Genomic DNA, 18,543 nt, shown 5'->3' with positions numbered 1-18,543 from the left:
TGCGTGAGGAGCGCGGGCGCCCTCGGGGCATTCAGCGGAAGAAGCCGCCTTTCTTCGGCGGGTTCTTCTTGCGCATCTCGATGAGGCGCAGCTCCTGGTTGGCCTCGAGGTGCTTGGAGTTGGCGCGCACCGCCTCGCGGAAGTGGCGTTCGGCGCGGTCCATGTCGCCCTCGACGCGGGCGATGACGCCGAGCTGATAGTGGGCGCGGTCGCAGTTGGGGTCTGTACGCACGGCATCGGCCATCATCTGCTTGGCCTTGGCCATGTCCGCCTTGCGCGCCGGGTCCATGTAGATGGCCCAGGCGCGGGCGGCGAGGTACAGGGGCTTGGGGTCCATCGAGTACGCGCGCTCGTAATGGTCCGACGCGGTGGTGAAGTCGCGCTTGCGGAAGAAGACCTCGCCCATCTTGTAGAGGTCGTCCGGGCTGCTGTCGGGACGTCCCGGGGAGCGGGCCGCGGGGCCGGTGGGCGCGGTGGCCTGGGCGGGCGCCTTCGGCAGCGTCTGGGCGGCCTGGAGGCTCTGCACGTACGCCTTGCGGCGGGCGTCGTCGTAGAGGACCTCGTAGGCCTCGCGGATGGCCTCGAAGACGGCGGTGATTTTCGGCGCGAGGTGGGGAAGCGTCGGCGGCAGCCGGTCCGGATGGAAGAGCTTGGCGAGGTTGAGGAACGCCGTCTTCACCTGGTCCCTCGGCGCGTCCTGCGAGACGCCGAGCACGTAGAAGTGGTCCCGCTTCGCCTGGATGTCGGCGTAGCGCTGCTCGATCTGCTGGGCGAGGCGCGCCTCGTCGGGCTTGGGCGGCTCTGCCGGGGCGGCGGGCGGCGGCGCGGCCTGGGCGGCAGGGTCGGTCGTGGGTGTCGCACCCACCACGGCGGGGCGCGCACCGAGTACGCCCATGTTCTCCATCGCACGGCGCAGCAGGCGCTGGCGCCGGAGCTTCGCTGCCTCGTCGGGATTGGAGGGGTCTGCCGCCACGTCGTCCTCGTCGAAGTCCCAGTCGTCCAGGTCTCCGGACGGCTCGGCCCATGCAGTCTGTCCAGTTGGGCCAGTGTTGTCACCGGGGAAGGTCCCCGTCACTCCAGGTGCCACCGGTTCGAAGGTCGCTTCAACAATGGCCTCCACGGGAGGCTCGTCGAAATCGACGCTCGCCGGATTGACATTCGAGCGGACGAGCGACTCCAGGTGGGAGTCCACCTGCTGGAGGGCGGCCTCGAAGGAGGCGGTGAGGTTGTCGGCGCCCTCGTCCTTGTCGAAGGCGACGATGCGCCACAGGTCCTCCTCCCCCGCCTTGGGGGCCGCGGGGCCCAGCTTGAGCGGCGGCGGCGCGGCGCGGGGGGCGGGACGGGTGGCCCAGAGGCTGTCGCTGTCCTCGCTCGTGGGCGCCGGAGTCAGGACGGGAGGCCCGGCCCGGGGCGGAGCCGCGCGAGCCGGAGGCTGCGGCGCGAGGGGAGTGAGCACGGGAGGCCCCGAGACGGAAGCCGTCCGGGCCGCATTGGGAGGCACGGGGAGCGGGTCGGAGGCGGGGACGGCTTCTTCCCAGGCCTCGGGCTCGACCTCCAGGAGGGGCAGGTCCTCCGCCTCGGAGCTGGCCGGAGGGGGCTGGGCGGAGTCGCGGGCCTTCCACGGCTCGTCCTGCACGGGGACGAGGTGGTCCTTCGTGCGGGTGGGCGGGGTGGCGCGGGGAGGCTCCTCGGCGAGCCAGGGCTCCAGCGGCGGCTTCTGCGAGCGGCGCTGGGCTTCCTCCAGGTCGTGGAGGAGCGCGGCCTGGGCCAGCTGGCGCGCGATGCGGAGGGTATCGGGGCTCTCGGGCTGGGACGGGAGGTCCAGCGAGGAGGCGGCGGAGGGAGGAACGGCATCCGCCCACGAGTCGGAAGCCTTCGGAGGCTCGGGGTCGGCGGGGATGATGTCGCCGACATCGAGGGCGAGGGCCTCGGCATCGTCGGAGGGAGTCGAGACCGCGGCCTGGGCCTGGCGAGCCTCTTCGGCGCGGCGGGCTTCTTCCGCGAGCCGGGCTTCCTCGGCCAGACGCGCTTCTTCGGCCTTGCGAGCTTCCTCGGCGCGACGGGTCTCCTCGGCGAGGCGGGCCTCTTCGGCGAGGCGGGCCTCTTCGGCGAGGCGGGCCTGCTCCGCGAGACGCGCCTCCTTCGCACGGCGCACCGCTTCGGCACGGCGGCGCTCCACCTCGAGCCGCAGGGCCTCGGCCTGGCGGGCCTCTTCGGCCATGCGAGCTTCTTCGGCGAGACGGGCTTCTTCTGCCTTGCGAGCCGCTTCGGCGAGACGGCGCTCCTCTGCGAGGCGGGCCTCTTCAGCCAACCGAGCCTCTTCAGCGAGACGACGCTCCTCCGCGAGGCGGGCCTCTTCAGCGAGACGACGCTCCTCCGCGAGGCGGGCCTCTTCAGCGAGCCGAGCCTCTTCGGCAAGACGGGCCTCTTCAGCCAATCGCGCCTCTTCAGCGAGCCGAGCCTCTTCGGCAAGACGGGCCTCTTCAGCCAATCGCGCCTCTTCAGCGAGCCGCTCCTCCTCACGGCGACGCTCTTCGGCCAGCCGCGCTTCTTCCGCGATGCGCCGCTCCTCCGCGAGCCGTGCCTCTTCAGCCAGCCGCGCCTCTTCGGCCAGCCGCGCCTCTTCGGCGATGCGCCGCTCCTCGGCGAGCCGTGCCTCTTCCGCCAGCCGCGCCTCTTCGGCGATGCGACGCTCCTCCGCGAGCCGCGCCTCTTCAGCCCGACGTGCCTCTTCGGCGAGGCGAGCCTCCTCCGCGAGCCGTGCCTCTTCAGCGAGCCGAGCCTCCTCGGCGAGCCGTGCCTCTTCAGCCCGACGTGCCTCCTCGGCGACGCGAGCCTCCTCGGCGATGCGGGCTTCCTCAGCGAGGCGCGCCTCTTCAGCCTTGCGAGCCTCCTCGGCGATGCGGGCTTCCTCTGCGATGCGCCGCTCTTCCGCTACGCGAGCTTCCTCTGCGAGGCGGGCCTCTTCGGCGAGTCGTGCCTCTTCCGCAAGCCGAGCCTCTTCGGCGATGCGACGCTCCTCCGCGAGCCGCGCCTCTTCGGCGATGCGACGCTCCTCCGCGAGCCGCGCCTCTTCGGCGAGTCGTGCCTCTTCCGCGCGGCGTGCCTCCTCAGCGAGGCGGGCTTCCTCGGCCAGGCGAGCCTCTTCAGCCAGCCGCCGCTCTTCTTCCAGGCGTGCCTCTTCCGCGCGGCGTGCCTCCTCCGCGAGGCGGGCTTCCTCGGCCAGACGCGCCTCTTCCGCGAGGCGCCGCTCTTCCTCAAGCCGAGCTTCTTCGGCCCGCCGGGCCTCTTCCGCGAGTCGCGCTTCCTCGGCCAGACGCGCCTCTTCGGCGAGTCGCTCCTCCTCGGCACGGCGCGCCTCTTCTTCGGCCAGGCGAGCCTCTTCGGCGAGCCGCCGCTCTTCTTCTTCGAGCTTGCGACGTATCTCTTCGACCCGGCGCGCTTCCTCCGCGAGCCTCAGTTCCTCCTGGAGTCGCGCCTCCTCGATTCGGCGCAGTTCGGCGAGGCGCGCCTCTTCAGCCAATCGCGCCTCTTCAGCAAGCCGAGCCTCCTCCGCGAGACGTTCCTCCTCGCGACGGCGCTCTTCGGCCAGCCGGGCTTCTTCCGCCAGCCGAGCCTCCTCCCGACGACGCTCCTCTTCGAGGCGAGCCTCCTCCGAGAGACGGGCTTCCTCCGCGAGTCGACGCTCCTCCGCCTGACGCGCCTCCTCCGCGAGCCTCAGTTCCTCCGCGATGCGGGCCTCTTCCGCAAGGCGGCGCTCCTCGGCGAGGCGAGCCTCCTCAGCCAGACGTGCTTCTTCGGCCCGACGACGCTCTTCTTCGAGGCGAGCATCTTCAGCCAACCGCGCCTCTTCAGCGAGACGGGCTTCTTCAGCGAGTCGAGCCTCTTCAGCCCGGCGAGCCTCTTCGGCGAGGCGGGCTTCTTCCGCGAGTCGAGCCTCTTCGGCGCGACGAGCTTCCTCGGCCCGACGCGCCTCTTCAGCCAGCCGAGCTTCTTCAGCGCGGCGGGCCTCCTCCGCCAGCCGGGCTTCTTCAGCGCGGCGGGCCTCCTCGGCGAGGCGAGCCTCTTCAGCCAGCCGAGCTTCTTCAGCGCGGCGGGCCTCCTCGGCGAGGCGAGCCTCTTCTGCGAGTCGCCGCTCTTCTTCCAGTCGAGCCTCTTCTGCGCGACGAGCCTCCTCCGCCAGTCGAGCCTCTTCCGCAAGGCGCCGTTCTTCCTCAATCCGAGCTTCTTCAGCCCGTCGGGCCTCTTCAGCGAGTCGAGCCTCTTCAGCGAGTCGAGCCTCTTCCGCGCGACGAGCCTCCTCGGCCAGCCGTGCTTCCTCTGCGAGCCGAGCCTCCTCCGCGAGTCTGCGCTCCTCTTCGAGGCGAGCTTCCTCCGCCCTCCGGCGCTCTTCCTCGGCACGGCGCTCCTCTTCCTCCGCTCGGAGGCGGGCCTCTTCGGCGAGTCGCCGCTCTTCTTCCAGCCGAGCCTCCTCGGCCAGACGCGCCTCTTCCGCGAGCCGAGCAGCTTCCGCGGCCTGACGCCGCTCCTCTTCGAGGCGGGCCTCTTCTTCGGCGCGACGGCGCTCTTCCTCTAGACGTGCTGCCTCGGCGAGCCGGGCCTCCTCCTCAGCGCGCAGTCGCTCGGCTTCAAGTCTCGCCTCTTCCGCACGGCGGGCTTCCTCCTCGGCCTTGCGACGCTCCTCCGCGAGCCGAGCCTCCTCGGCCCGACGCGCTTCTTCGGCGAGCCGGGCCTCCTCAGCCTTGCGCCGCTCCTCTTCGAGCCGAGCCGCCTCCGCGAGTCGAGCCTCTTCGGCCAGTCGAGCCTCTTCGGCGAGTCGGCGCTCCTCCGCAAGCCGAGCCTCTTCCGCGAGACGACGCTCCTCCGCGAGCCGAGCCTCCTCGGCCAGTCGCGCCTCTTCCGCGAGTCTCAGTTCCTCCGCGATGCGGGCCTCTTCAGCGAGTCGGCGCTCTTCCGCGAGGCGCGCCTCCTCAGCCAACCGAGCCTCTTCAGCGAGACGACGCTCCTCTGCGAGCCGGGCCTCTTCGGCCAGTCGAGCTTCTTCAGCGAGCCGGGCCTCTTCGGCGAGCCGAGCCTCTTCCGCGAGCCGAGCCTCCTCGGCCAGTCGCGCCTCTTCCGCGAGCCGGGCCTCTTCAGCGAGCCGAGCCTCCTCGGCCAGTCGCGCCTCTTCCGCGAGCCGAGCCTCCTCGGCCAGTCGCGCCTCTTCAGCCCTGCGACGCTCTTCTTCGAGCCGAGCCTCTTCCTCGCGGCGAGCCTCCTCCTCCGCCTCGCGCCGAGCCTTCTCCCGCGCCTCCCACTCCTCCACCGACAGCGCCTGAACGCACCCCTCGCGCTCCAGCAAGAGCAGCAGTGCCTCCTGCGCGGCCGTCAAACCCTCCGGCTGCCGGAACTCCGCCAGCGTCTCCAGGAACTCGCGCTCGGCCTCATCCGTGAGCCACGGCGCGCACTTCGCCACGTCCTCGCAGCGAAACACCCGCGCCACCCGCGCCCCGCCGTCCAGCACCTCCAGCGCCGCGCGCACCACCCGCGCGCCCGCAATCGGACGGAAGTCCTCCTCCACCGTCCCGGGCTCGAACGCGGCGCGCTCGGCCAGCTCACTCAGCCTCCGCACGTGGGCGAGCACCTGCTGCTCCACCACCACGTCCGGCTCCAGGCCGTAGTCCTCCAGCAACTCCTCGTCCGGCGTCCCCGCCCCGCCCCGCGCCCACAGCGCGTCCAGCGCCTCCGCGCCCAGCATCCCGCTCTGCAGGAGCGCCTGCGCCGGGCTCTGGTAACCAAATCCGAGCCGCGTCCCCACGAGGTTCCCCTCGCGCAGGAGCAGCCGCGACTCACGCCCTCCCGCGGAAAGCGTCAGCCTCCCGGTGGCTCGGGTCTTGTGGGCGGAGTACAGCGCTTCGGCGGCCTGCGACGGGGTCATGCGCCCTCGCAGTGTAGTCCCTCCACGGGGCCCCTCAACTTGCCGGGGGTGCCTGCCTGGCCGCTCCGCTGAAGGCCACCTGACGCAGTGCCTCGTACGCGCCAATCCCCACCGCCGTGGACAGATTCAGGCTCCGCCGCTCCGCGAGCATCGGAATCGTCACCGGCGTCCCCGAGCCCCCCTCCATTACATCGGGCAACAGGCCTGTAACCTCCGAGCCGAACACCAGGTGGTCCCCCTCCTGGAAGCGCGCCTCGTACAGTGACGTCTCGGCCCGCGCGGAGAACAGCCATCGCCGGGCATCCGGGTAGTCCGCGACGTACGCCGCATAGGTGGGATACAGCCGGAGGAACACCTTGTCCCAGTAGTCCAGCCCCGCCCGCTTCAGGTGCTTGTCGTCGATGGAGAACCCCAACGGCTCCACGAGGATGAGGCGGCAGCCCGTCACCGCGCACAGGCGGGCCACGTTGCCCGTGTTGGGCGGAATCTGGGGGGACACCAGGACGAGATGCAGTGGACGCGCCAGGGGTTCGAGCATGGGATAGAAGGCGCTACATGCGCTGGAGGGTGAACAACGAGACGCGGCAGAAGCTGTTGGCGGACCGGGCCGAGCAGGCCACCGGCTTCCTCCAGCGCTTCAAGGGGCTCATGGGGCGGCGCTCGCTCGCCGTGGGCGAGGGGCTGCACATCCTCCCCTGCAACTCCATCCACACGTTCTTCATGCGCATCCCCATCGACGTGGTGTTCCTGGACCGCCAGGGCGTCATCGTCAAGCAGTTGTCCGCGCTCCCGCCCTGGCGGGCAACGTCCGTCTACTTCCAAGCCCGCTCCGTCCTGGAGTTGCCGGCGGGCGTCCTGGAGGCCAGCGGCACCCGAGAGGGTGACCGATTGACCTTCGAACAGGTCCCCTGAGCCCCGGGTCCCCGCCTGAACACCGGGCAGGCTCGCGAGTTTTGACCGTTTTCCGAGGGCTTTGTTACTCTGTGGCGCCAGTTTCCCGCCCCTCCCAGATAGAGTTCCCGAGCATGCGTATCGAAGTCGCCGGCAGCACCCACGTCGGGATGAAGCGGAATCACAACGAGGACAACTTCCTGGTGCTCCCGGAAGAGAACCTCTACTGCGTGGCGGATGGCATGGGTGGCCATTCGTCCGGCGAGATTGCCAGCCGCATCGCGGTGGACGAGCTGGGTGAGTTCTACCGGATGACGTCCAAGGACCAGGACTGCACCTGGCCCTTCAAGATGGACAAGGCGCGCAACTACGACGAGAACCGGCTCTCCACCGGCATCAAGCTCGCCAACGCGCGCATCTTCGAGAAGGCCAGCATCGAGGCGAAGTACAAGGGCATGGGGACGACCATCGTCTCCGTCCACTTCGCCAGCGACGTGGCCTACGTGGGCCACGTGGGCGACAGCCGCGTGTACTTCTTCCGCGCCGGCACGCTGAAGCAGGTGACGGAGGACCACTCCCTGCTCAACGACTACCTCAAGGCGAAGAAGCTCTCGCCGGAGGAAATCGAAAACTTCCCGCACAAGAACGTCATCGTCCGCGCGCTGGGCATGAAGGAGAACGTCCAGGTGGACGTGTCGCGCGTGGAGCCGCAGGAGGGCGACGTCTTCCTGCTCTGCTCGGACGGCCTGAGCGGCATGGTGACGGACGCGCAGATGCAGGACATCCTCCAGCGCACCCCCGAGCTGGACAAGGCCTGCGGCCAGCTCATCGACCTGGCCAACGCCGCCGGCGGCAACGACAACGTCACCTGCGTGCTGGCGCGCTACCACACCGCCTGAGGCCGCGAGGCCTCGAAGCACCGTCATGACCCAGGGGCGCCGGAGGACTCCTCCGTGCGCCCCTTCGACGTTCCAGGCTCCAAGTCTCCGTCAACGCCCCGTGAGCGGCGCGGGAATCCGGTGCTTCCCCCACGCGAGCACCTCGGACAGCGTCTCTCCGGGGGCCACCTCGGTCTCCTCGAACACGGCGGCGCGCTGCGCCGTCACCCCGTCGCCCAGCTTCGCGCCCACGCCCACGGACACGCCCGGGCCCACCGAGGCCCCAGCCGCCACGGTGGCACCGCGCCCGATGTACACGGGCCCTTCCACCGACTCCGTGTCCACGCGCGCCTCCGGAGACAGCCACGCGCCCCCGGGCCCGCGCATCGTGCCGGCCAGCGGCGAGTCCGCGCCCAGCCACTCCAGCCGCACGCGCCCGGCGAGCACGTCCTGCACCGTGGCCAGGTAGCGCGACGGCGTGCCGAGGTCGGACCAGTACCCGTCCACCCGCACGCCGCGCACCGTCTGCCCGGCCTGCATCGCGCGCACGTACACCTCGCGGTTGATGTCCTCGGGCCCCTCGGCCGTCATGAAGTCGAAGATGCGCGGGGACATCACGTGCACGCCGGTGAAGTGCCACGGCGTCAGGCCCTCACCGCCGGGGCCATGGCCGGCGATGCGCCGCACCCGCCCCGCGTCGTCCAGCTCCACCGCCGCGTACTTCTCCGACTCGGGCATGGGCTGAAGCACCATGGTGGCCACCGCGCCGGATGCCCGGTGCATGGCCACCACGGGTCGCAGGTCCACCGGGTAGAGGATGTCCCCGTTGAAGACAATGAAGTCATCCCCGGAGAGGAAGTCGCGCAGGCCTCGGATGCCGCCGCCGGTGCCCTGAATCACGGGCTCGTGCACCACGTGCAGCGGCAGCTTCGCGCGCGCGCACTCGGCGCGGGCCACCTCCGCCATGGTGTCCGGCAGGTGATGGGTGTTGATGCCCACCGCCGTGACGCCCGCGGCCTTCAGCACCGCGAGGTGGTAGCGGAGCAGCGGCTGCCCGAGCAGCGGCATCGCCGGCTTGGGCCAGCGCTCGGTGAGCGGACGCAGGCGGGTACCCAGCCCCGCGCAGAGGACCATCGCCTTCATTGTCGCCTCCCCTCCCCGGGCGTCCGCCTCAGGCGGCCAGCTCGGGGACGTACTTCGCCACCAGGTCCTGCAGCTTGCGCAGCTCCGGCTTCCGGGCGAATGCGTCGCGCACGTAGCGCAGCGATGCGGGGATGGACACCAGGAAGCCCGGGTTGCCCTTCACGCGGTTGATGAACTCGAAGCGGCCCGCGTCCTTCAGCTTGCGCTGGATGGTGAGCAGGTCGAAGAACGACTTGAACGACGCCGCGTCGATGCGCTCTCCGCTCGCCTCCTGGAACGTCGCGATGTAGCGGTCCAGCATGGTGTCCACGAAGGCGCGGTCCAGCTCCACGTAGCTGTCGCGCAGCAGCGCCACCAGGTCGTACTGGCGCGGGCCCTGGAGCGCGTCCTGGAAGTCGATGACGACGAGCTCGCCCTCCTTCACCATGATGTTGCGGCTCTGGTAGTCGCGGTGCGTGAAGCCACGCGGCGCGGCGGCGAGCTGCTTCGCGATGTCCCGGAAGGTGCGGTCCAGCTCGGCGCGCTCGGCGGCGGTGGGCTGCTTGCCGCTCCACGCCTCCAGGCCCCACTCGCGGAAGTGGTGCAGCTCCCAGTCGTAGAGGTCCTCGTCGAACGCGCGCGTGAAGGCGAGGCACTCCGGGTCCTGCTGCTTCTCCGCCTTCGCGCGCAGGCGCGCGAGCAGGTCCACCGCGCGGGTGTAGAGCGCCTCGCGGTGCTTGCCGCCCTCCAGCGCGGACTCGAAGGTGATGTCGCTCAGGTCCTCCAGCACCATCATCCCCGCGGGCTCGTCGTAGCGGAGGATGCGCGGCACGCGCACGCCCAGCTTGTCCAGGTAGCGGTGCACGTTGACGAAGGGCAGCTCCTTCGGAGGCTCACCCTTGGTGGCCTCCTCGCTCTTCTTCGTCGCGTCCAGGGGCATCACCATCACCACCCAGCTCTCGGGCGCCGCGCCAACGCGGTAGTACGAGCGATTGCTCGCGTCGCCCTTCAGCTTCTTGATGGCAGCATGGGGAACGGGACGGCCAATGGCCTGTCCCACCTGGTCGCGCAGGGCGGCCTCGAGTTCCATATCGACAGGGTTCTCCGCAAGGGGGTTGAAACGAGACTCCCGAGTATGGGAGGCGCCTCCATCCGGGTCAAAGCCCACGACACGCGAACGGCCGTCAGCCCTCCGGGCTGTCACGTACGAGACGGGGCACCCGACCTCCCACATCCCGTCGCGCCTTCGCGAGCGCGCCTGGCGCCCGGGCGGCGGAGCCAGGGCCCGCCCCCGAGGCGAGCCGTCCTTCGACGCACTCCGGCATGCGACCGGCCGGAGTGGAAGCGACATGGGGTCCGGAAGGACGCCGAGCCCGGGCCTGTTGCTCTCCGAGGCCCGAGACGTCACGTGCTGTCGACCGGGCCCGGGCGGCGACATATAAGACGCGCCGCGAACCCTTTTTCCGGAAGCAGCAATGGACACCCACGACAACATCCTCACCGCCATCGGCCACACGCCGCTGGTCAAGCTCAACAAGCTCGTCGGCCCGAATGACGCCACGGTGCTCGTGAAGTGCGAGTTCATGAACCCGGGCGCGTCCATCAAGGACCGCATGGCGCTCTACATCATCGAGAAGGCCGAGCGGGAGGGGAAGCTCAAGCCCGGTGGCACCATCGTGGAGAACACGTCCGGCAACACCGGCATGGGCGTGGCGCTGGCGGCCGCGGTGAAGGGCTACAAGTGCATCTTCACCATGCCGGACAAGATGTCCCTGGAGAAGATCAACCGCCTCAAGGCCCTGGGCGCGCAGGTGGTGGTGACGCCGACCAACGTGCCGGCCGAGGACCCGCGCAGCTACTACGAGACGGCCAAGCGCCTGTTCCGCGAGACGCCGGGCGCCTTCATGCTCAACCAGTACCACAACCCGGACAACATCGAGGCGCACTACAAGCTCACCGGTCCGGAGATCTACGAGCAGACCGAGGGCAAGTTCGACTACTTCGTCGCGGGCCTGGGCACCGGCGGCACCATGAGCGGCGCCGGCAAGTTCCTCAAGGAGAAGATTCCCGGCCTGAAGAACGTGGGCGTGGACCCCGAGGGCTCCGTCTACGAGGGCTACTTCAAGACGGGCAAGCTGACCGAGCCGCACGTCTACAAGGTCGAAGGTATCGGCGAGGACATGCTGTGCGGCGCCATGGACTTCAAGGTCGTGGACGACGTGCGGCAGGTGGATGACCGCCAGTGCTTCATCGCCGCGCGGCGGCTGGCGCGCGAGGAGGGCATCTTCGCGGGTGGTTCCTCTGGCGCGGCGGTGCACGTGGCCGTGCAGCTCGCGAAGGAAGTGGGCAAGGGCAAGACGATTGTCGTGGTGCTCCCCGACTCGGGCAGCAGCTACATCAGCAAGTTCCACTCCGACGAGTGGATGCGCGACAACGGCTTCCTGGAGGAGAAGGGCACCGGCACCGTCCGGGACATCATTGGCGACAAGCGCAAGGACGTGAAGACGGCGCGCAAGGGCGACAAGGTGGACCAGGTGGTGGAGACCATGCGGGGCCACGGCATCAGCCAGATGCCCGTCGTCAGCGAGGACGGCCGCGCGGTGGGCATGGTTCACGAGTACGACCTGCTCAACGCCCTGGTCGCCGGCAAGGTGAAGTTCTCGGACTCCATCGACCCCATCGTCGCGCCGCTGCAGGGCGCGCTGTCGCCGGACACCAGCATCACCCGCCTGCGCGAGGTCTTCGCCCAGGACAACGTCGCGGTGGTGAAGGAGGGCGAGAAGGTCGTCGCCATCGTCACCAAGATCGACCTCATCGACTACCTGCACCGCACGGCGGCGTAGTCGTCATCACACGCGACTGAAGCACGGAGGGCCTCCACGCACCCGTCATGGGAGCGGGAGGCCCTCGGTGTTTTCGCGGGCCCCCGGCTTGCACTGCGAGGCGGGCTGGAGGGCGCGTGGGCGCGGACTACTACAGGCAAGACCAATCAGACGAGATTACGCCTCCCAACCTGGCGATGGAGGCGACCTATGCGGAGCACATCGTGCATGCGCGTGGCAAGCGCACCCAGTACACGTCGCTCAGCACGGCCCCCGCATGCATCAAGGACTTCGGTCCCCAGCTCTGGCGCTTCCATGAAGCTCCCGCGGCGGCTGACGGGCACCGGGTCCTGGGTCATCAGGAGCTGGTCGCAACGCTCCGCGTGGGCAAGACCTCACGTGCGGCGCTACTTTACCCGGGCGTAGCCATGGACCTCTTCTCCTGCCGCAACTGCATCTACAACCCGTCCCAGGGCCTGACGCTGGGCGTGGGGAGCGGGTACTGCATGAAGTGGCGCTCGCTCATCGAGCGACCCGACCAGACGACCTGCAAGTACCTGCACCGCAAGGACCTGCCCCGATTCCTGACGGAGGAGTCCCTGCTCGAGCATGCGGAGGAATTCGCCGCATGTCCTTCCATGGCGGACCTCACGTCCCATGAGTCGCGCGCCCAACGCGCCCCCGGCGAGAAACGCGACGCGTCCGTCAGTCCGCTGACCTGGGAGGTCATCACCTGTCATTCGATTGAGGATCGCCGACTCGCAACCCGCTTTCCCCTCTTCTTCGCGGGGTCTGTCGACGGCGGTCGGGCCATGGTCCACGCATGCCTCGTCCGCGGCGGCCTCCACCCAGGTCCCTTGTCAGCACTGGGATGGGACTGGGCGTCCAGCCTCCTGGACGACCTCGACCGGGACATCTTCCTGGACGACGCCACGTTGCTCGAAACCGGCACGCCTGCGGACAGCGCGCTCCAGGCGGCACGCTGGGAGGTGTTCTTCGCCCGGCTCTCGGGATTGCAGGAACTGGGGTGGCATGCATCCATTGACGCGCTGAAGTTCCCCATGGAAGAGCTTGGGACGGTGGTCGCCGAGCAGAACTGGTCCGCGCTCCGAAGCGCGCTGGTGCCTCTCAAGCAACGCTGGCGCCCGCTCCTCGACAAGCCCCCCGCGACGGCACTGCCGGTACTCAAGGACAAGGCTGTCAGCAAGGGGCAATCCAGCCCGCTTCGGGAGCTGCACTGATGTACGCGACGGCACACCGGGTCCAGTCCCCATCCGGGAAGAGGGAGGGAATCAATGTCTTCCTCAGCCTCCACCAGGGAACACCGCACGCCGATTCAATCAATTGGGCGATGCCCTCCGTGGAGGTGATTGCGGAGCAGACCCCAGGCATCCTGAGCGAAAGCGACTGCGACATCCCCCCGGGCGGAAACACGGTCAGGAGCTATCTCGACGTGGTCGCCAGGGACGGCACCCCGGTGGAGACACTGGGCGCCGCACTGGACGCATTCGAGCGACAGCTCACGGACGCGCAGCTCCCCTTCACCCGCCATGTCAACGAGGTGGGCATCCGGTTCGGAGTCGTCCTGGAGCTCGAACCGGAGAGGGTCGAGGAGTTCCAGTCACTCAGGAACCGGCTCCTGCGCTTCCTGGAGCGCACGCAGCCATAGCACTCCAGGAACTCCGGGCGCGCGCTACCCCGCCGCGGGGCGGCGGGCGAAGAGCGCGTTGGCCACCTCGCTCATCACCACGTCGCCCTGCTGGTTGCGGACCTCGAAGCGGAACTTGATGGCGCCGCGGTCCGCCTTGCTGCGCGACGGCGTGGTGGAGAGGACCTCCGTGCGCACCGTCAGCGCGTCCCCGGGGCGCACGGGCTTGAGCCAGCGCAGCTCGTCCAGACCGGGAGAGCCCAGGCTGGCGGCCTTGCCCAGCAGTCCCTCCACGATGAGCTTGTGGCAGATGGAGGCGGTGTGCCAGCCGCTGGCGATGATGCCGCCGAAGATGCCCTCGCGGCCACCCTCGTCGCTCAGGTGGAAGGGCTGCGGGTCGAACTGCTTCGCGAAGGCGATGATCTCCTCGCGCGAGATGACATACGGCCCGTACTCGCTCACCTCACCCTGCTGGAAGTCGTCGAAGTAGCGCATGCGGCCTGTCATAAAACCATAGGCCGGCGCGCGCCAGCCCACGGTGTGCCGCGCGTTCACGGCGCGGGGAACACCTTCAGCGTGCCCGACTCCGTCAGCACCACCAGCTCCGGCTGCGAGTCACCGAGCACGTCCACCGGCGCGGCCCACAGCGGCCTCGCGTCCACGGGGTAGCGCAGCACGGAGCGGTAGGTGCCTCCGCCCTCCCCCATCACCACCACGACGCCCAGCAAGTCCTTCCCGAGCAGGTCCGTGATGCCGTCGCTGTTGACGTCCACCGCCTCCAACGCCGCCTGTCCCGCGGCATTCAGCAGGCACTGCAGCGGTGCCTCGAACGTGCCGCCCGCGTCACCGCGCAGCACGGTCATCCCTCTCGTGCCCGCGAGGACCAGGTCCACCTTGCCGTCTCCGTCGATGTCCCCCGCGCTCCGGGCACCACCGCCGCCAAAGTAGAAGGGAGCGAAGCCCTCGCCGGACAGCACCGTCCCCTCCTGCGTCGTGTAGTTGAGGTTGAGGGCCAGGGTGAGGTGGACGACGTCGAGCGTGCCGTCCCGATTGAAGTCAGCGACGACGGGCCGCATGTTGCCGCCGCACTGGTCATCCGGCTCGAAGTTGTGGTCGGGCAGCAAGGCCGGCGCGAACTTCCGCCCGCCCTGGTTCGTCAGGAGGAAGGCTCGGGTGGCGCACATCGTGGGAAGGCTCGCCACCACGTCCACGCGCCCATCGCGGTTGAAGTCCCCTGCCACCACGTAGCCGCCTTCTTCCGTGCGCAGCTGGATGGGCTGGGCATCCTCCTCGAAGCCGCCCTGCCCGCTGCTCCACCACACCGCGAGCCCCTCCCAGCTGGTGACGGCCAGGTCGGACAGCCCATCGTCGTTGAAGTCTCCCGCCGCGAGGCTCATCACGTGCGAGCCCTGGAGTGAATCGCGCGTCTGGAAGTGCCCCTGCGCGTCTCCCAGCAGCAGACGCACGCCACGGTCGTACGTGCCCAGCGCGAGGTCGAGGTGCCCATTGCCGTCGAAGTCGCCCACCGTCACGTCCTGTGGCACCACTCCGGTATTAAGCGACAGGAGCGGCTCGGGCGCGGCGCCCGTGGCCACGCCGTCACGCAGGCCCATGGGGCAGCGCGGGGTGAAGGGCTCCTCGGAGGTCGGATTGCGCGGGAGGGTGTAGACGGAGACGGCGTTGTCGCCCGCCTCCGCCACCAGCAGCTCGGACACGCCGTCGCGGTCCAGGTCGGCCACGGCGGCGTCGCTCGGCTGACGGCCCGTGGCGAGCACGGCGAGCGCGTCGAAGCGACCCACGCCGTTGCCGTGCCACACGGAAACCTGCCCCGCGTCACGGTGCACGAGCACCACGTCGGGCGTGCCGTCGGCATCCGCGTCCGCCACCACGAGCCGGCTCACCGCTGTGGGAAGCGAGGTCATCAGGCCGGAGGTGAAGCCACCATTGCCGATGTTCAGGTACGTCCACAGCTCCTTTCCATCCACCGCGATGAGGTCCGCGCGGCCGTCGCCGTTGACGTCCGCGCTCGTGAGGAGGTCCAGGTACCGCGCATCGAGGTACGACGGCGTGAAGGACAGGGCCGCGTTCCCGAAGAAGCGCGTCACCTTCCACAACGTCGTGGAGAGGACGATGTCCATGCGTCCATCGCCGTTGAAGTCGGCCACCGCCGCCGCCGGCTCCGAGTCGAGCAGGCGCACCAACGGCGCGTCGTCGACCGTCATGAGCTCGAGGCGGCCGAGCGAGCCGTCCCCGGTGACGACGAGGGCCTGGAAGTTCGCATCGGTGTAGGGCCCGTCATCGGGGCCGGCATGGCCTCCCACGGCCCAGGCGCGTGGAGCGCCATGGCCCTGGCCCCCCGGCCAGAAGCCCAGGGCCGAGGCGCGTCCGTAGGCAAAGGAAGCCCCCTTCTCCTTGAAGCTTCCGTCTCCGTTACCGGAGAGGAACCAGGCGCCGTACCGGGTGCCCAGCAGCACATCGAGGTTCCCATCCGCGTCGCCGTCGCCCACGGCAATCCGCCCGGAGGAACTGGAGAGCGTGCGGCGCGCGGAGGGCATGCGCAGCGCGCCCTTCCCGTCATTCAGCAGCAGGGCGAAGTTGCCGGGCCGCGCCTTGTACCGGCTGAAGAAGCCCGCTCCCTGGTCGTTCACCGCGACATCGGGCGCGCCGTCGCCGTTGAAGTCGCCCACGGCGAGGCCGCCCGGCGCCACGCCCGCGTAGTACGACGCGTGCCAGTGCGGCCCATGCTGAGCAGGCCCACCCGTCACAGGTGGCACGCCCGCATCCGGCGTGGGCATGCCGCCATCATTCCCGCCCGGAGTGCCCGCATCGGTGCCTCCGCTGCCGGCGTCCGGTTCACCCGCGTCCGGCTCGCCGGCATCGGGCTCGGGGGACGAGCCAGCGTCCACCTCCGGCCCCGCGTCCGCGCCCGTGTCCGGGCCGCTTCCGGCATCAACGGGAACGAAGAGGGAGTCTTCCGGAGGAGGCGGCTGCTCCTCACGCGACTCCGCGCCCTCGCCACCACAGCCCACGACCCACAACATCCCCAGCGCGCACGCGTACCCGCGCGACACGCGTCCCCACACCCCATCCGGCTTCATTGCCCTGCACTCTCCGCGCCCGGCCCTGCGCAGCAGGTGTACACGTGCCACGGACAGTGCAAGTCACGCCGGCAAGTCCTCCCTCCAGGCCAATGCCAATCGCATCCATGGCTGGCCGCCTTCGCCTCATGAACAGTCACCGCGAGGCCCCGCACGCGCGGATTGCCCACGCTGGGCAAGGTTCTTCCCACCGGACGCGCTCGTGACTCCGGCCCCTCGACGTGCCTGATGTATGGTGAACACGAAGGGCCTCGCACGTCCTCACGGTGGACGACGGGAGGCCCCGGTACTTCAGTGACGCGAGAGCCCGGTACTACTGATTCACGGGCTCATTGTGGTCCGCCACATCCTCCAGCCGGTCCGCGGGAGGCAGCGGCTTGTCGAAGCGCAGGCCCTCGGGCGCGCGCGTCGGGTCATCGACAGGGCCCGGCGCGGTCTCCAGCGACTGCGCCTTCATCGTCGTGGTCGCCGTCACCGTGGCCGGCAGCGTCTTCGTGAGCGTGAGCGAATCCTTCACCGCACCCGTGGACGAGATGAGCCGCGCCGTCAGCGTGCCGCCATCAATCAGCACGTCCATGAAGCCATACGTCGTGTTGTCGCGCTTCGCGGTCCACGAGGGCTGGCTGCCGGGGAAGGGCCGCAGGGTGGCGCCGCCGCTGCCCACCACGATGTATGGGATTCCGCGCGTGCCCGACGGAGCCACCGCGTCGCCCTTCATCGCCTTGCTGCGCTCGTAGTTGTGGTCATGCCCGGTGAGCACGAGGTCCACGCCGTACGTCTCGAAGATGGGCGCGTAGGTGCGGCGCACGGTGAGCTGCGAGCCGTGCTCGCCGCTGGACCAGGCCGGGTGGTGGAAGAAGACAATCTTCCAGGGCTGCTTCGTCGCCGCCAGGTCCTGCTCCGCCCACGTCTTCTGCGCGCTGGCGGTGCATCGGTCCGAAGACGCCAGGCCGATGGCGCAGTTCGAGTCGAGCGCCACGAAGTGCACGTTGCCCCAGTCGAACGAGTAGTAGCGCTCCGTGCCCGCGGGGTTGTTGGTGGGCAGGTAGAAGTTGTCCAGGTACGGCTGCCCCTGGTTCGTCACGTACTCGTGGTTGCCCAGCGAGGGGAAGATGGGCACCTCGCGGAGCAGGGGCGCCATCGGGGTGAACATGCGGTCCTGGAACTCCTGCTCCGTGCCGGAGGAGTAGGCGTTGTCGCCCAGCGCCACCAGGAACTCACCGCGCCACTCCGCCTTGTTCATCATGGCAATCACGGCCTTCTGCGAGCTGCCGCCCGTGCCGAAGTCGCCCATGGTGGTGAAGCGCACGCGCTGCGTGCCCGTCGCGGACGCGGTGCGGAACGAGCGCACGCCGGTGACGGAGCCGCACGCCTCCACGCTGTAGCCATACGTGCGGCCCGGCAACAGGCCCGTCAGCTTCACCGCGTGACGCCAGCCCGCCGCGCTGGCCGTCGCGGTGCGGGACAAATCCGTGCCCTCGCCGTAGCGCACGAAGGGCGTGCAGGACACGCCGGAGCGGAAGGCGACGATGGCGCTCGTCGTGCCCACGCTCTGGAGGTACGGCAGGCGCGGCAGCGCGGGCCCGGAGTCCGTCGTCGGTACCGGCGGAGGGCTGGTCTGCTCCGCGCAGGCGCGCGACTCGGTGATGGAGGCCCAGTCATTCACCGTGTTGCCGTTGACGGTGATGCGCACGTAGCGGGCCTGCCGCGCGCTGAAGGCATACGTCTGCGCGGAGAGATTCAGCGCGCTGGTGCCCGAGTACGCCTGCGTGAAGGTGGTACCGTCCGTCGACGTGGAGATGACGAAGTAATTCTGCCGCGTGTTGCCCTGGTGCCAGGCCACGGTGGCACCGGCGATGGGCTTGGAAGCGCCCAGGTCCATGGTGAGCCAGGCGCCCTTGCCCGGCCCGCTCCAGCGGGTGGTGAGGTTGTCGTCCTGCGAGTTGGCGGCGACGCTGCCGGCGCCGTCGTCGCCGCTGGCCGTGACGGACGCGGTGGTGAGGATGCTGCAGCCGGTGGCCGTCAAATCCGCCGTCGCGCCGCGTGCGTCGGGCGCCGGCAACTCGACGGGAAAGTCCTGGTCGGTGGTGGGAGTGGGCAGCGAGTCGCAGCCGGAAGCAGCCGCGAGCAGCCCACCCAGCGCTGCGTAGAGGGGACGGTTGCGCAT

12 protein-coding genes are annotated in these 18,543 nt (G+C 69.7%); 5 read left to right on the top strand and 7 right to left on the bottom strand.

The window, feature by feature from the left end; translation table 11 throughout:
* Window positions 1-31: 31 nt before the first annotated feature.
* Window positions 32-5,917 (bottom strand): J domain-containing protein, encoded by a 5,886-nt coding sequence (locus ACVTJA_RS13270; protein ID WP_465836721.1) that lies wholly within the window; start codon window positions 5,915-5,917, stop codon window positions 32-34.
* A gap of 34 nt (window positions 5,918-5,951) precedes the next feature.
* Complete coding sequence (locus ACVTJA_RS13265) at window positions 5,952-6,455, bottom strand: tRNA (cytidine(34)-2'-O)-methyltransferase (protein ID WP_465836720.1); 504 nt, start codon at window positions 6,453-6,455, stop codon at window positions 5,952-5,954.
* 17 nt (window positions 6,456-6,472) lie between these two features.
* On the opposite strand from ACVTJA_RS13265, the gene ACVTJA_RS13260 reads away from it, so the two are divergent.
* Entirely contained in the window at window positions 6,473-6,829 is a 357-nt protein-coding gene (locus ACVTJA_RS13260) for a DUF192 domain-containing protein (protein ID WP_465836719.1), read from the top strand.
* Window positions 6,830-6,942: 113 nt separating this feature from the next.
* Complete coding sequence (locus ACVTJA_RS13255) at window positions 6,943-7,707, top strand: Stp1/IreP family PP2C-type Ser/Thr phosphatase (protein WP_465836718.1); 765 nt, start codon at window positions 6,943-6,945, stop codon at window positions 7,705-7,707.
* A 90-nt stretch (window positions 7,708-7,797) separates the two neighbouring features.
* Here ACVTJA_RS13255 and ACVTJA_RS13250 read toward each other — a convergent pair whose 3' ends face one another.
* Entirely contained in the window at window positions 7,798-8,829 is a 1,032-nt protein-coding gene (locus tag ACVTJA_RS13250; protein WP_465836717.1) for a nucleotidyltransferase family protein, read from the bottom strand.
* A gap of 28 nt (window positions 8,830-8,857) precedes the next feature.
* A complete protein-coding gene (locus tag ACVTJA_RS13245; protein WP_465836716.1) occupies window positions 8,858-9,898 on the bottom strand; it encodes an aminoglycoside phosphotransferase family protein in 1,041 nt (346 codons plus the stop codon).
* A gap of 385 nt (window positions 9,899-10,283) precedes the next feature.
* Here ACVTJA_RS13245 and ACVTJA_RS13240 point away from each other — a divergent pair, with 385 nt between their 5' ends.
* From ACVTJA_RS13240 to ACVTJA_RS13230, 3 genes are all read left to right on the top strand, one after another.
* Window positions 10,284-11,651, top strand: a complete 1,368-nt coding sequence (locus ACVTJA_RS13240) for a pyridoxal-phosphate dependent enzyme (protein WP_465836715.1) — start codon at window positions 10,284-10,286, stop codon at window positions 11,649-11,651.
* 116 nt (window positions 11,652-11,767) lie between these two features.
* The gene (locus ACVTJA_RS13235) at window positions 11,768-12,871 is read left to right on the top strand and encodes a hypothetical protein (RefSeq protein ID WP_465836714.1); all 1,104 of its coding nucleotides are present in this window, start codon (window positions 11,768-11,770) and stop codon (window positions 12,869-12,871) included.
* Between the two features lie 110 nt (window positions 12,872-12,981).
* Entirely contained in the window at window positions 12,982-13,299 is a 318-nt protein-coding gene (locus ACVTJA_RS13230; protein ID WP_465836713.1) for a hypothetical protein, read from the top strand.
* 24 nt (window positions 13,300-13,323) lie between these two features.
* Here the strand turns inward: ACVTJA_RS13230 and ACVTJA_RS13225 are convergent, their stop codons facing one another.
* From ACVTJA_RS13225 to ACVTJA_RS13215, 3 genes are all read right to left on the bottom strand, one after another.
* Window positions 13,324-13,773, bottom strand: coding sequence for a MaoC family dehydratase (locus tag ACVTJA_RS13225; RefSeq protein WP_465836712.1), 450 nt, complete (start codon window positions 13,771-13,773; stop codon window positions 13,324-13,326).
* Window positions 13,774-13,829: 56 nt separating this feature from the next.
* Window positions 13,830-16,376: an FG-GAP repeat domain-containing protein gene (locus ACVTJA_RS13220; RefSeq protein ID WP_465836711.1), complete on the bottom strand. Its 2,547-nt coding sequence runs from the start codon at window positions 16,374-16,376 to the stop codon at window positions 13,830-13,832.
* 313 nt (window positions 16,377-16,689) lie between these two features.
* A complete protein-coding gene (locus ACVTJA_RS13215; protein ID WP_465836710.1) occupies window positions 16,690-18,543 on the bottom strand; it encodes a discoidin domain-containing protein in 1,854 nt (617 codons plus the stop codon).

Source organism: Pyxidicoccus sp. M6 (assembly GCF_055568925.1).
This window is presented reverse-complemented; position numbering and strand designations above follow the sequence as displayed.